This window comes from Mycobacterium xenopi, assembly GCF_009936235.1.
Lineage (GTDB): Bacteria > Actinomycetota > Actinomycetes > Mycobacteriales > Mycobacteriaceae > Mycobacterium > Mycobacterium xenopi.
This window is the reverse complement of record NZ_AP022314.1, coordinates 3,003,553-3,017,774: the sequence shown is the minus strand read 5'-3', so window position 1 is coordinate 3,017,774 and position 14,222 is coordinate 3,003,553. Positions and strand designations below refer to the sequence as shown.

Here is a 14,222-nt window from a genome sequence, read left to right as displayed (position 1 = left end):
GTTACGTGAACCGGTAGTCGTCAAGGTCGAAGCGCCGGCTGCGCCAATAGGCCTCGATCGTGGTGGTGGGTCGCAACGGCACGTCGCCGTTCTTGTCGAAGTAGTAGCTGTTGGCCCGCCGGCAGCTGTCCTGCCAAAACACCTGGCGGTGCCGGCGGCGCATCATCTCGGCGAAGTACCGGTCGTTGGCTTCCTGGGTGACTTCTACCCGGGTTGCGCCCCGGCGGCGGGCCCGCTTCAGGCACCGGATGATGTGGTGGGTCTGGGTCTCGATCAGCGCGAAGTACGACGACCCGACGTAGCCGTAGGGACCGAACACCGAAAACAGGTTCGGGAACCCGGGAATGCTGACGCCCTCGTAGGCCTGCAGCCGGTGCTCGTCCCAGAATGCGCTTAGCGAGCGACCACCGCTGCCGGTCACCGCGAACGTGGGCACGCTGTCGGCGTCCATCACCTTGAAGCCGGTCGCCAGCACCAGCACGTCGATCTCGTGGTTCTCGCCGTCGCGGGTGGCCACGCCGGTGGGCGTGATCTTGTCGATCGGCTCGGTGACCAGCCGCACGTTGTCACGGTTGAAGGTGGCCAGATAGCCGTTGTGGAATCCGGGCCGCTTGCAGCCGACGGCGTATCTCGGGGTGAGCTTCTCGCGCACGACGGGGTCGCGGACCTGCTGACGCAAATAGGCCAGGCCCGCCGCCTGCATCCGTTTGGCCAGCGGGAAGACGGTGAAGTAATGCGCCGGGATCGGAAACGTCGCCTCGACGAAGGCTTGACTGGCCAGCCGCTGCACCGCCTTGCCGCCCGGCAACCGCATCGCCCAGCGCGCCGGCGCCGGCAGCGGCACGTCGAACTTGGGGAAGCACCAGATCGGTGTGCGCTGAAAAACGGTGAGATGCTTAACAATTGGGGCAATCTCGGGGATCACCTGCACAGCTGAGGCCCCGGTGCCGATCACCGCGACCCGCTTGCCGGTCAAGTCCTGGCCGTGATCCCAGCGGGCGGTGTGCATGGTGATGCCTTCGAACGAGTCCACGCCGTCGATGTCGGGCAGCTTGGGCACGGTAAGCACACCGCTGGCGTTCACCAAAAACCTTGCGGTGATGTCGCCGCCGGGGTCGGTCTGCACCCGCCACAGGTTGTGGTCGTCGTCGAACTGCGCGGCGAGAACTTTGGTGTTGAAGCGGATCTTGGGCCGGATCCCGTACTTGTCGACGCAGTGTTCCGCATAGGCCCGAAGTTCGTGGCCGGGCGCGTAGGTTCGCGACCAGTGCGCGCTCTGCTCGAACGAGAACTGGTAGGAAAACGACGGAATATCCACGGCGATACCGGGATAGGTGTTCCAGTACCAGGTGCCGCCGACGCCGTCGCCGGCTTCGATCACCCGGTAGTCGCCGAGCCCCGCCTGGTCGAGTTTGATCGCGGCGCCGATGCCCGAGAATCCGGCGCCGACGACGACGGTGTGGTAGTCGGTCATGGGCGTCTCCGCGCGACGACGTGTACACCATGTTTGGGCCGCAGCGTGAGCGTCGCCTCGAGTTCTATCGGATGTCCGGGCATGAGGTCAAAGGTAAACCGCTGGCTCATGATCGCCGCCATCAGCACCATTTCCATCAGCGCGAAGCTCTGCCCGATGCAGATCCGCCGCCCGCCGCCGAACGGCAGATAGGCCGAGCGGGGCCGCTCGCCGCCGCCGCTCAAGAACCGGGAGGGATCGAAGTCGTCGGGGTTCGGCCACCAGCGCGGGTCGTGGTGAATGTAGTGGATCGGGATGATCACCGTTGTCCCGGCGCGGATGTGGTGGCCGTCGATCTCGTCGTCCTCGACGGCCTTGCGCGCCAGGACCCACACCGCCGAGAAATACCGTTGCGCCTCTTGGATGCACGCCGTGGTCCAGGGCAGCTTCGCCAGGTCGTCGGCGCTGGGCCGGCGGCCGTCGAGCACGGTGTCGATCTCGTCGAGCATGCGGGCACGCGCCGCATGGTGCAGCGCCATCAGGTACCAAAACCACGACATCGAATTCGCCGTGGTCTCGTGGCCGGCGAGCATGAATGTCAGCGCCTCGTCACGCACCCGCTTGCGCGGCCAGGTGCCATTTTCGGCGTGCAACAACACGTTCAGCAGGTCGTTGGTGTCGGTCGGATGGGCCAGCCGTTCGTCGATGATCGCGTTGACCGCGTCGTCGAGCTGCAGCATGATCCGCTGCATGTCGCGCAGCGGCGGCGGCAACGGCACCCGCGAATACGTGCACCAGATCAGCCCGTCGTAGACCGGCGCAGGCAGCAGCCCCCACAGGCCGAGCCGCTCCAGCTTCTCGGCGTGGCGCAGCCCCCGGGTGGCCAGGTCGTGCATGCGGTGGACCAACGGTCCAAAGTCCTGGCTGAACAACGCATTCGCCACCACCCGCAGTGTGGCCTCGACCATCGTCTCGTGCATGTCGAACTCGGTGTCTGCGGTCAGGGACGCGGTGACATCCTCGATCGGCTCGATCATCAGGTCGACGAGTTCGGCCAGGCGGCGCCGGGCGAACGTCGGATTGAGCACGCCACGGTGCACGGCCCACGACTCGCCTTCGTCGGTGAGTAAGTTGATCCCGGCACCCGCCCGGATCGGCTCGTATTCCGGGGACTTGACGTAGCGCAGTCGTGCGCGGTGCAGCACGTGGTCGACATAGTCAGGATGACCAAGAGCGACGAAGCGTCTTCCGCCGCAACGGAATCTGGCTATATCGCTGCCGCGCAGCCTGCCCATGAACCGGTCACCGACGTCGAAGCCGACGGTGATCGCCTCCCGCGTCATGGTCCAGGTGCTCAACCGCTTCGCCGGTGCGCTCGGTGTCAGCGTCGCCATGACCCCACTGTATGGGCGACGGATCGCGCGGTTAATGGGACTATAGGACAAAGACTTGGGAGAAGAGGACAGATGGCGACGTGGACACCGGACATGCGGCATCCCGTGTACGCCACCCGGGTGCTCTGCGACGTGGCCGAGGAGCATGGTGTTCCGGCGGCGGATGTGCTGGCCGGCACCGGTATCCAGCCCGCCGACCTCGCTGACCCCGAGGCGCTAGTCAGCGCGGCGGACGAGGCGACCGCGGTGCGCCGGCTGTTGGCCCGGCTATCTTATCCGAGTGGTGTGGGCATTGAGGTGGGCAGCCGGTTCACTCTCACCCACTTCGGGTTGCTGGGGTTCGCGGTGATGTCGTGCGGGACGCTGCGCGAACTGCTCACAATCGCGATGCGCTATTTCGCGCTGACCATGTTGCACATCGATATTGCGCTGTTCGAAGGCGCCGACGAGTGTGTGCTCGAGCTAAGCGCCGACCACCTGCCCGCTGATGTGCGTGGCTTTTTCATCGAGCGTGATATCGCCGGGATCATCACCACGACAACCAGTTTCGTGCTTCCAGTGGTCGAGAAGTACGCCGATCAGGTGTCAGTCGACGTGGCGATCGACGAAGACCTGCTGGCTCCGCTGCTGAGACTGGTGCCGCTGCGCAACCTCGCGTTCGGGCGAGCCCATAACCGCCTGCATTTCCCGCGCGCGATGCTCGACGAGCCACTGCCCCAGGCCGATCCGCATACGCTGGAGATCTGCATCGCACAGTGCGACGTGCTGATGCAGCGCAACGAGCAACGCCGGGGCATTACGGCGGTGGTGCGCAGCAAGCTGTTTCGCGATTCCGGCATGTTCCCGACGCTTCCCGACGTCGCCGCCGAGCTCGACATGCATCCACGCACGCTGCGGCGGCGTCTTGCCGACGAAGGCACGTCGTTTCGTGCGCTGCTGGCCGAAGCCCGGTCCGCGGTGGCGGTGGATCTGCTCTGCAATGTCGGGCTGACCGTCGAAGAGGTGTCCAAGCGGCTCGGCTACAGCGACGTCTCGACGTTCTCGCATGCGTTCAAACGTTGGCACGGCGTCGCGCCCAGCGCGTATCCGCGGGGCCGCTAAAGCACCCAAAACCTGTGGTTTTATGGTGGTGCAGCGCCTTGCGCAGGGCCACCAGCCCACGGTCCATGGCCTCGGTGGCGGCGGGCACCACGCCGGCGTATCCGAGGTAGCCGTGCACGAGGGTTTCGGCGCTGTGCACTTCGACGGGCACGCCCGCCGCGGCGAGCAACTCGCCGTAGCGGATGCCGTCGTCGCGCAGCGGGTCGTGGCCGGCGACCGCGATATAGGCGGGCGGAAGCCCACCGAGGTTGGCCGCCCGCCCCGGTGCCAGTCCCGGCGGCGGGTTGGCCAAGTCGAGTTCGCCGGCGTACCAACGCGAGAACGCGGCGACCGCGGCCCGGTCCAGGATCGGTGCAGACGCGTTTTCGGTGAACGACGGCAGCGAGGTATCCCACAGCGTGGACGGATACCACAGCAGCTGGAAGGCCAAGGGCGGACCACCCTCGTCGCGGGCACGCTGCGCGACCACCGCGGAAAGCGTGCCGCCGGCCGAGTCGCCGGCCACCGCGCAGCGGGCGGGGTCGGCGCCGAGTTCGTCGCCGTGCTCGGCGAGCCATTGCGTTGCCGCCCAAGCATCTTCGACAGCAGCGGGGTACGGGTGCTCGGGTGCCAGCCGGTAGTCGACGGAAACCACAACAGCGTCGGCACCCACGGCGTGCTGGCGGCAGGTGCCGTCGTGGGTGTCCAGATCGCCGGCGACAAAACCGCCGCCGTGAAAGTACAGCACCACCGGTAGCGCGGCTTCCAAAGCGTGTGTCGGCCAATAGATTCGGATACCAATGGTGCCGGCCGGCCCGCCGATGCTGGTGTCTTCGACCCGCAGGTCTGGATGTACCGGGCGGCGCGGCAGGTCATGCAGCCGCTGCCGCACCACCTCGACACCGTCGTCGGCGGAGAACCGGAACGGAACCTTATCCAGTACCTTCAGCAAGATGGGGTCGATCGCGGGGCCGGTCTTATCGAAGCTGGGCATGGGCGCACCGTACGCACCCTGTGTGGTGGTGGGTGCATGGGTGGCTGCCGGTTGGTTCGGTGTCGGCTACGGGATGTTTTTGACCGTGACCGCATTGCGGTCGTCGCCGGGTGCCGAGTTGACCGGGCACTGGGTGGCCCAACCCGCGTTCAAGGCGGCGATGGCGCTGCTGTTGGCCGTGGGCGCCGCGGCGCATCCGATTGTGCGGGAGCGTCGCTGGCTGACGCCGGCGCTGTTGTTGTCGGCCGTCGGCGACTGGCTGCTGGCCATCCCGTGGTGGGCGCCGTCGTTCGTGTCAGGACTTGCATCATTTCTGTTGGCGCACTTGTGTTTTCTCGCTGCGTTGCTCCCACTGGCCCGTTGGTCGGCCGCGCGCCTCGTCGCTGTGGTGGCGACCTGCCTGGCGTGTGCGGCGCTGCTGGCGTGGTTTTGGCCGCGGCTGCACACGCTGGCGGTTCCGGTAACGGCATACATCGTGGTGTTGGCCGTGATGGTGTGCGCCGCGCAGCTGGCACGATTGCCGACGGTGTGGACCGCGGTAGGTGCGGTGTGTTTCGCGGTGTCGGACGCGATGATCGGCATCGAGCGTTTCGTGCTCGACAACGAGGCGTTGGCGGTTCCGGTCTGGTGGGCCTATGCGCTGGCGCAGATCCTGATCACGGCCGGGTTCTTCTTCGGTCGGACGGAGCCGGCGGCCGAGCGGTGAGCGCGACCCGCCAGGCCGCCGAGCACGAGCCGATCGCGCGGGTGCTGCCGATGTTGTCGGTGCCGCATCTGGACCGCGAGTTCGACTATCTCGTTGCCGCAGAGCAATCCGACGACGCCCAGCCGGGGGTGCGGGTCCGGATCCGGTTCCATGGTCGGCTGGTCGACGGCTTCGTGCTGGAGCGCCGCACCGACACCGACCACACCGGCAAGTTGGGCTGGCTGGACCGTGTCATCTCCGCCGAGCCGGTGCTCACCCCGGAGATCCGCCGGCTGGTCGACGCGGTGGCGGCGCGCTACGCCGGAACCCGGGCCGACGTGCTGCGGCTGGCCGTGCCGGCGCGCCATGCCGGCGCGGAGCGGGAAAACCCCGCCGCGATCAGCCGGCCCGTCGTGGAGCCGGTCGACCCCGCCGGTTGGGAGGCCTACGGCCGTGGCGGCCAGTTTCTGGCCGCGCTGGGCGAATCACGCGCAGCCCGGGCCGTATGGCAGGCGCTGCCGGGCGAGCTGTGGGTGCACCGATTCGCCGAAGCGGCCGCGCAGACGGTCCGCGCCGGGCACGGTGTGCTGGCGATCGTCCCCGATCAGCGGGACGTCGACGCGCTGTGGCGGGCGGCGACCACACGTATCGACGACTCCGCGGTGGTGGCGTTGTCGGCCGGGCTGGGGCCCGCTGCCCGCTACCGTCGCTGGCTGGCGGTGTTGCGGGGCCGCGCCCGCCTGGTGATCGGCACCCGCAGCGCGGTGTTCGCGCCGGTGACCGACTTGGGTTTGGTCCTGGTGTGGGACGACGGCGACGACACCCTGGCCGAGCCGCGGGCACCGTATCCCCATGCCCGTGAGGTCGCGCTGCTGCGGGCTCACCAGCACCGCTGCGCCGCGCTGCTCGGCGGTTATGCCCGCACCGCAGAGGCTCACGCGCTGGTTCGACGCGGCTGGGCGCACGACATCGTCGCGGCCCGTCCGGTGGTGCGCGCCTGTGCGCCCCGGGTGGTGGCGATCGACGACCACGGCTACGCCGAAGAGCGTGACCCCGCGGCGCGCACCGCGCGGCTGCCGTCGGTGGCCCTGCGCGCGGCCCGCTCGGCCTTGGGGTCGGGTGCCCCGGTGCTCGTGCAGGTGCCGCGCCGGGGATACATCCCGGCGCTGGCCTGCGGACGCTGCCGCGCCATCACCCGCTGCCGGCATTGCACCGGTCCTCTGTCGCTGCCCGACCGCGCTGCGGCCGGCCCGGTGTGCCGCTGGTGTGGCCGGGTCGAGCCCACGCTGCGATGCGCCCGCTGCGGATCCGATGCGGTGCGTGCGGTGGTGGTCGGCGCCGGGCGCACGGCCGAGGAGCTGGGCAGGGCATTTCCCGGCACGACTGTGATCACCTCCGCGGGCGACGCCGTCGTGTCCGAGGTCGCAGCCCGTCCGGCGCTGGTCGTCGCCACCCCGGGGGCCGAACCCCGCGTTCCCGGCGGGTACGGGGCGGCGTTGCTGGTGGACGCCTGGGCGCTGCTGGGCCGGCAGGACCTGCGTGCCGCCGAAGACACGCTGCGCCGCTGGATGGCCGCCGCGGCACTGGTTCGCAGTCGCCGGGACGGCGGGGTGGTCACCGTCGTCGCGGAATCATCGATCCCCACCGTCCAAGCGCTGATCCGCTGGGACCCGGTCGGCCACGCGGACGCCGAGCTCGCCGGGCGTACGGACGTCGGACTGCCGCCGAGCGTGCACATCGCCGCCGTCGACGGCACCGCAGATGCGGTGGCAGCGCTGCTCGACGAAGTTCGGCTGCCCGACGGCACCGATGTGCTCGGCCCGGTGCAGCTGCCGCCGGGCGCGCGCCGTCCGGCGGGCGCTGAGGCCGGCACGGCGGTGACCCGGATGCTGCTGAGGGTGCGCCGCGACCAGGGCCTGGCGTTGGCGGCAGCCCTGCGCCGCGCTGTTGCCGTGCTCAGTGCCCGGCAAACGCACGAGCCCGTCCGCGTTCAGATCGACCCTTTGCACATCGGCTGACGCCAGGGGCCTGGGGCGCGCGGCGCCTGTCTCAGCCGGACGGTCGGTTCACAGGCTGCCCCCGGCGGCATGCGGAGCACCGGAGGGACTCGGCGCCGACCCCACCTCGCGGGCGACGAAGTTCTCCAGATCGAACAGGTTGGCGCCGGCGCGGTCGGCGACTCGCAACAAGGTCGTCATCAGCGCCACCTGCCGGATCTGCTCCTTGCAGAACCACTGCATGAACTGTTCGCCCAGGTAGTCGCTTTCCTCGCGGGCCACACCGGCAAGCCTGCCGACCTGTTCGGTCACCGCCCGTTCGTGTTGCACCGCGAACTCCAACGCGTCTCGCACGCAGTCGAATTGGTTGCGCACCTCGTCGACACCCGGGATCTCCACGGGCGCGTCCCGGTCGAGCAGGTACTGCACCAGCATCATTGCGTGATTCCGCTTTTCGACGGCCTGGCTGTAAAAGTGTCTCGCCAGCTGCGGCAGGTCGTCGCCGTCGAAATACACCGCCATCGCAATATATTGCTGGGCGACGGTGAATTCGTTGCGTATTTGCTCTTGCACGAGCGCATTGAATTTTGTTGTAGGGACGTTCCGATTGCTCATAATAGGAACGTTAGCGCAGGTAGACACCGGTGGCAACGAAGGTAATACTAATTCAGGGCAGCTTTGCCTAAGCAAAAAATACCACCAGTTTTCGGCAACTAAAGTTAGCCTACGATGAATTGTTTAAATCGCAGTGGTAGCGGTGAGCCTGTCATGGGAATACATCCGGTAGCGCACCAGCGCACTGTGACCGGGAAGGACCATGATGGCGCTCAACGTCACCCACAAGTTGATCAAGTCGCATCTGGTGTCCGGCGAGATGACGCCGGGCGAGGAGATTGCGATCCGCATCGACCAGACACTGACCCAGGATGCGACCGGCACGCTGGTGATGCAGGAACTCGAGGCACTCGGGCTCGACAGAGCGCGTACCGAAGTGAGCGTGCAGTACGTCGACCACAACCTGCTGCAAACCGACGAGAAGAACGCCCAGGACCACGAATATCTGCGCACCGCCTGCCAGCGCTTCGGCCTCTGGTTTTCCAAGCCGGGCAACGGAGTGTCACACCCGACGCATATGCAGCGCTTTGGGATTCCAGGCAAAACCATGGTGGGCTCGGATTCGCACACCCCGGCGGCCGGCTCGCTGGGCATGTTGGCCATCGGGGTGGGCGGACTTGAAGTGGCACTGGCGATTTCGGGGCGTCCACTGCACCTGCGGATGCCCGAGGTGTGGGGTATGAGACTCGACGGTGAACTGCCCCACTGGTGTTCGGCGAAGGACGTCATCTTGGAGATGCTGCGCCGACACGACGTCAAGGGCGGGGTGAACCGGATCATCGAGTACCACGGTCCCGGCCTGGCTAGCCTGACCGCGATGGACCGGCACGTGATCGCGAACATGGGTGCCGAATTAGGCGCCACCACAACGGTTTTCCCCAGCGATCAGGCGGTACGCGACTTCATGCGGGCCGAAGGTCGCGAGGACGCCTGGGTCGAACTGGTGGCCGACGACGGCGCCGGCTACGACATCGACGAGTCCATCGACCTGTCGAAGATCGAGCCGCTGATCGCACGACCGTCCTCGCCGGGCAATGTGGTGCCGGTCCGCGACGTCGCCGGTGAAGACGTGGCGCAGGTGGTGATCGGGTCGAGTGCCAACCCGGGGCTCCGCGATTTCGCGGTCGCCGCCGCGATGGTCGCGGGACGCCAGACGGCACCGCACGTCAGCTTCGACATCAACCCGACCTCGCGGGAGATCCTGGCCGACCTGACCAGGATGGGCGCGCTGACCGACTTGGTGGTGGCCGGTGCCCGAATTCACCAAGCGGGCTGCATGGGCTGCATCGGTATGGGTCAGGCCCCGGCCGTGGGCCGAAACTCGCTGCGCACCATGCCGCGGAACTTTCCCGGCCGCTCGGGCACCAAGGAAGACTCGGTGTGGTTGTGTTCGCCGGAGACCGCCGCCGCTTCGGCGTTGACCGGAGTGATCACCGATCCGCGGCAGTGGGCGCGTGAGGCAAAGATGGACTATCCGAAACTTGATCTGCCCGAACAAAGTTCGATCAACACCGCGATGTTGGTGCCACCGTTGCCAAAGGACGAGGCGCGCAAGGTCGAACCGGTGAAAGGTCCCAACGTGTCGAGCCTTCCGGAGCTCTCGCCGCTGCCCGGCGAGATCGAGGCGCCGGTGCTGCTCAAAGTCGGCGACAACATCTCCACCGACGAGATCTCCCCGGCCGGCGCGCGAGCGCTGCCGTATCGGTCCAACATTCCCAAGCTCGCGATGTTCAGTTTCGCCCAGATCGACGAGTCCTACCCGCAGCGGGCACAGGAGGCCGAGCACACCGGCCACGTCGTCGTCGGCGGCGACAACTACGGCCAGGGATCCTCGCGCGAACATGCCGCGATCGCGCCGCGCTATCTCGGGCTGCGGATGGTCATCGCCAAGTCGTTCGCCCGCATCCACTGGCAAAACCTGGCCAACTACGGCGTGCTGGCACTCGAGTTCGATGGCGAGGACGATTACGACAAGGTCCAGCAGGGCGACACGCTGCGCATCACGAATCTTCGCGACACTCTGGCGCGCAGCGACACGTTGCACGTCGACAACGTCACCAAAAAGACGTGTTTCACTGTGCGGCACCGGCTTTCGCGGCGCCAGGTGGCGGACGTGTTAGCCGGCGGGTTGATCGCCCGCCTGGCCGAAGAAGAAGCCTGACGCCTAGCCGCTCACCACTTCCGGGCGGTGACCAGCAAATACTCCCATTGCATTACACCGTCTCTCAGGTGGCTTCGGGCTAGCTCGACCAGTTGAGCGTCGAGGCTGGCGACCAGGACCGGATTGTCGGCGATGCTGCGGTAGGCGCTGATCGTGGGGCCGTAGTGGTTCTTGAAATACTCGTGCACCGCCTCGGCGCTGTCGAATCGGTCCACCGTCAACATGCCGCGGCGCGCGCTGATGCCGCTCACGCGCTGACCCAGCAGCCCGGCGACATAGTCCTCGCGACCCCACAGCGCCGCCGGAGGCACACCCGGCCGCAGTGTTGGCCGGTACGGGCGGATCGCTGCGAGCATCTGGCCGAAGAACCCCTCCGGTGTCCAGCTGATCAGCCCGAGGGTGCCGCCGGACCGACACACCCGCAGCAGCTCGTTGGCGGCGCGCTGATGCCGCGGCGCGAACATCACCCCGATGGCGGAGACCACCGCGTCGAACTCGCCGTCGGCAAACGGCAACGCTTCGGCATTGGCTTCCCGGCACTCGACGTGCAGCCCCTGTTCGGCAGCTCGTATTCGGGTGCGCTGCAACAACTCCGGTGTGAGGTCGCTGGCTACCACGCGGGCGCCGACCTTGGCGGCGGGAATCGAGACGTTGCCGGACCCGGCGGCGACGTCGAGTACGCGATCGCCGGGACCGATATCGGCGGCGGCCACCAGCACTGGGCCCAGCGGAGCCATCACCTGTTCGGCGATCAGCGCGTAGTCACCCAAGGCCCACATCGCCCGGTCGCTGATCGCCGAGGTGCGAGGTGTTCCGGTTGGGACGTCAATGCTCATACGGTCTCCTCCAGCAATGCAGGGCTTCTCAACACAATAGTAGCCTTAGGAAATAGTTCTAGTACGTTATAGTTGTCTGCTGCTATGCTGTGGTAAGCCTGTGTACCGGAACGATTCGCGTGACCAGAAAGCGCGGCGATGACCACCAAAGCCACTGCAACCGAAGAGTCGCTCGACGCGATCACCGACGCGCTGCTGACCGCGTCACGGTTGCTGGTGGGCATCTCGGCTCGCTCCATCGCCCGAGTCGACGAGACCATCACCATTCCGCAGTTCCGGACCTTGGTGATCCTGTCCAACCGCGGGCCGATCAACCTCGCGACACTGGCCAACCTGCTGGGCGTGCAGCCGTCGGCCGCGGGCCGAATGGTGGACCGGCTCGTCGGCGCCGGACTCGTCGACCGTCAACCCCACCCCACGTCGCGGCGGGAACTGCTGGCCGCTTTGACTCCCCGCGGACGTGAGGTGGTGCGAAAGGTCACCGCGCGGCGGCGCACCGAGATCGCCCGCATCGTCGAACGAATGCCGGCGTCGGAACGTCACGGTCTGGTGCGTGCGCTCGCGGCGTTCACCGCCGCCGGGGGAGAGCCGGCCGCCTACCTCGACGACGAGGCCTGATCGGCCGACGACGTTCGTGGCGGCGTCCCTACACTGTGCCGGTGCGCCTCGTCTTCGCCGGCACCCCGGAAACCGCGTTGCCGGCGTTGCGTCGGCTCATCGACTCGCCCCGGCACGACGTGGTCGCCGTGCTCACCCGCCCGGATGCGGCGTCCGGCCGCCGCGGCAGGCCGGAGCCGTCGCCGGTGGCGCGGGCGGCTCTCGACCTTGGCATCCCGCTGCTGCGGCCGCGGCGACCGAACTCCGCTGAATTCGTCGCCGAACTCTCCGAGCTGGCACCCGAATGCTGCCCAGTGGTGGCCTACGGCGCCCTGCTGGGCAAGGAGCTGCTCGCGATACCTCCTCACGGCTGGGTCAACTTGCACTTCTCGCTGCTGCCCGCGTGGCGCGGGGCGGCGCCCGTGCAGGCCGCCATCGCCGCCGGTGACACAATCACCGGTGCGACGACCTTCCGCATCGAGCCGAGCCTGGACTCGGGGCCGGTCTACGGCGTCGTCACCGAGGAGATTCGCCCCACCGACACCGCGGGCGATTTGCTTGAGCGACTGGCTGTTTCGGGCGCCGTGCTGCTGGAAACCACGCTCGACGGCATCGCTGAAGGGACGCTCACCCCAGTGCCGCAGCCTGCGGAGGGGGTCAGCTTCGCTCCCAAGGTCACCGTGGAGCAGGCGCGGGTGCGCTGGGACTTACCCGCGCCGGTTGTCGAGCGGCGGATCCGCGCCTTCACCCCTAAGCCCGGGGCATGGACACTCATCGGTGACCAGCGGGTGAAAATCGGTCCGGTCAGCATCGACAGGCAAGCACCAAAACCCTTGGAACCGGGCAGCATTCTCGTCGGCCGGCATGACGTCTGGATCGGCACCGCGTCGGAGCCGGTGCGGCTGGGTCAAATCCAGCCGCCCGGAAAGAAATTCATGAACGCTGTCGACTGGGCCCGCGGCGCTCGCCTCGACCCGGACGCGCGAGCGGTATGACCCGCCGCAAGCGTTCACCGGATAGCCGGCCACCCCGGCCAGTTAAACCGCGGCATCGGCAGCACCGACGGCCACTGGATCCGGCGCGCCGCGCCGCCTTCGACGTGCTGCGGGCGGTCACCGAGCGAGACGCCTACCCCAACCTCGCGCTGCCTGCGTTGCTGCGAGAACGCCGAATCCGGGGGCGGGACGCGGCATTTGCCACCGAACTGACCTACGGCACCTGCCGCACCCTCGGTCTGCTCGACGCGATCATCGGCGCCGCTGCCGGGCGCCCGCCGGAGTCCATCGACCCGGTCCTGCTTGATCTGCTGCGGCTGGGCGCCTACCAGCTGCTGCGCACCCGGGTCGACGCGCACGCCGCCGTGTCCACCACCGTAGAGCAGGCTGGCATCGAATTCGACTCGGCCAGAGCAGGTTTCGTCAATGCGGTGCTACGAGCCATCGACGCGCGCGACGAGCAGTCCTGGCTGGCGGAATTGGCCCCCGACCCCACGCGCGACCCGATCGGCTACACCGCGTTCGTGCACGCCCACCCGCGGTGGATCGCGCAGGCCTTCGCCGACGCGCTGGGTCCCGCGGCCGGCGAACTCGATGCACTGCTGGCCAGTGACGACGAACGGCCGCAAGTCCACTTGGCGGCAAGACCCGAGGTGCTGAGCGCCCGCGAGCTGGCCGACGCTGTGCACGGCAGTGTCGGCCGGTACTCGCCCTATGCGGTGTACCTGCCGACCGGTGACCCCGCGCAGTTGCCGGCGGTGCGCGACGGGCTCGCCCTGGTTCAGGACGAGGGCAGTCAACTAGTGGCCCGCGCGCTGACGTTGGCGCCGGTCGACGCCGACACCGGACGCTGGCTGGACCTGTGCGCGGGCCCAGGCGGCAAGACCGCGCTGCTGGCCGCGCTGGGCGCGGGCAGCGGGGCGCGGGTGACCGCGGTGGAGCCGGCGGCGCACCGCGCGGAGCTGGTAGCGCGCAACACCCGGGGGCTCCCGGTGGAGGTGGTGCGGGTCGACGCTCGGTGCAGCGGGCTCGACCCGGGCTTCGACCGGGTCCTGGTCGACGTGCCGTGCACCGGCCTGGGGGCGCTGCGCCGTCGGCCGGAGGCCCGCTGGCGGCGCCAGCCCACCGACATCCCGGCGCTAACCAAGCTGCAACGCGAGCTGTTGGACGCGGCGATCGCCCTGACCCGGCCCGGCGGTGTGGTGGTGTATGCGACCTGCTCACCGCATTTGGCCGAAACCGTCGGCGTGGTCGCCGACGCGCTGCGCCGGCACCCGGTGCGCGCACTGGACACCCGGCCGTTGTTCGAGCCCGTCGACCAGCTTGGGGACGGGCCGTATGTTCAGCTGTGGCCGCATCGCCACGGCACCGACGCCATGTTCGCCGCGGCGCTTCAAGTGGGCCCAAAGTAGGCT

General features: G+C 68.1%; 12 protein-coding genes. 7 read left to right on the top strand and 5 right to left on the bottom strand.

Translation table 11 applies throughout. The features are described 5' to 3' along the window. Position 1: 1 nt before the first annotated feature. Both MYXE_RS14015 and MYXE_RS14010 read right to left on the bottom strand, forming a co-directional pair. On the bottom strand, positions 2 to 1,474 hold the full coding sequence (locus MYXE_RS14015) for a flavin-containing monooxygenase (protein WP_003920186.1): 1,473 nt from the start codon (positions 1,472 to 1,474) through the stop codon (positions 2 to 4). Continuing rightward, positions 1,471 to 2,847, bottom strand: coding sequence for a cytochrome P450 (locus MYXE_RS14010; protein ID WP_003920187.1), 1,377 nt, complete (start codon positions 2,845 to 2,847; stop codon positions 1,471 to 1,473). The genes MYXE_RS14015 and MYXE_RS14010 overlap by 4 nt, the downstream gene beginning before the upstream one ends. A gap of 72 nt (positions 2,848 to 2,919) precedes the next feature. Here MYXE_RS14010 and MYXE_RS14005 point away from each other — a divergent pair, with 72 nt between their 5' ends. After that, complete coding sequence (locus MYXE_RS14005; protein ID WP_085198512.1) at positions 2,920 to 3,948, top strand: AraC family transcriptional regulator; 1,029 nt, start codon at positions 2,920 to 2,922, stop codon at positions 3,946 to 3,948. On the opposite strand, the gene MYXE_RS14000 is transcribed toward MYXE_RS14005, so the two are convergent. Beyond that, entirely contained in the window at positions 3,899 to 4,921 is a 1,023-nt protein-coding gene (locus MYXE_RS14000) for an alpha/beta hydrolase (RefSeq protein ID WP_085198510.1), read from the bottom strand. The genes MYXE_RS14005 and MYXE_RS14000 overlap by 50 nt on opposite strands. Here MYXE_RS14000 and MYXE_RS13995 point away from each other — a divergent pair. Beyond that, positions 4,920 to 5,627, top strand: a complete 708-nt coding sequence (locus MYXE_RS13995; RefSeq protein ID WP_112650146.1) for a lysoplasmalogenase — start codon at positions 4,920 to 4,922, stop codon at positions 5,625 to 5,627. The two genes, MYXE_RS14000 and MYXE_RS13995, sit on opposite strands and share 2 nt — an antisense overlap. Positions 5,628 to 5,677: 50 nt before the next feature. Next, positions 5,678 to 7,624, top strand: a complete 1,947-nt coding sequence (locus MYXE_RS13990; protein ID WP_085198652.1) for a primosomal protein N' — start codon at positions 5,678 to 5,680, stop codon at positions 7,622 to 7,624. A gap of 48 nt (positions 7,625 to 7,672) precedes the next feature. On the opposite strand, the gene MYXE_RS13985 is transcribed toward MYXE_RS13990, so the two are convergent. Beyond that, positions 7,673 to 8,218 carry a ferritin gene (locus tag MYXE_RS13985; RefSeq protein WP_003920192.1) on the bottom strand — a complete coding sequence of 182 codons (546 nt, stop codon included), beginning with the start codon at positions 8,216 to 8,218 and terminating at the stop codon, positions 7,673 to 7,675. A gap of 205 nt (positions 8,219 to 8,423) precedes the next feature. Between MYXE_RS13985 and MYXE_RS13980 the strand changes: the two genes are divergently transcribed. Then, entirely contained in the window at positions 8,424 to 10,379 is a 1,956-nt protein-coding gene (locus MYXE_RS13980) for an aconitate hydratase (RefSeq protein WP_085198650.1), read from the top strand. Between the two features lie 11 nt (positions 10,380 to 10,390). On the opposite strand, the gene MYXE_RS13975 is transcribed toward MYXE_RS13980, so the two are convergent. After that, a complete protein-coding gene (locus MYXE_RS13975) occupies positions 10,391 to 11,215 on the bottom strand; it encodes a class I SAM-dependent methyltransferase (protein ID WP_085198506.1) in 825 nt (274 codons plus the stop codon). Between the two features lie 138 nt (positions 11,216 to 11,353). On the opposite strand from MYXE_RS13975, the gene MYXE_RS13970 reads away from it, so the two are divergent. The 3 genes from MYXE_RS13970 to MYXE_RS13960 are packed head-to-tail and all read left to right on the top strand — an operon-like array spanning position 11,354 to position 14,219. Continuing rightward, a complete protein-coding gene (locus tag MYXE_RS13970; protein WP_003920195.1) occupies positions 11,354 to 11,833 on the top strand; it encodes a MarR family transcriptional regulator in 480 nt (159 codons plus the stop codon). A 41-nt stretch (positions 11,834 to 11,874) separates the two neighbouring features. Further along, a complete protein-coding gene (fmt, locus tag MYXE_RS13965; RefSeq protein ID WP_085198648.1) occupies positions 11,875 to 12,807 on the top strand; it encodes a methionyl-tRNA formyltransferase in 933 nt (310 codons plus the stop codon). After that, entirely contained in the window at positions 12,804 to 14,219 is a 1,416-nt protein-coding gene (locus MYXE_RS13960) for an RsmB/NOP family class I SAM-dependent RNA methyltransferase (RefSeq protein ID WP_085198504.1), read from the top strand. Before fmt ends, MYXE_RS13960 begins: the two co-directional genes overlap by 4 nt. Positions 14,220 to 14,222: the final 3 nt, after the last annotated feature.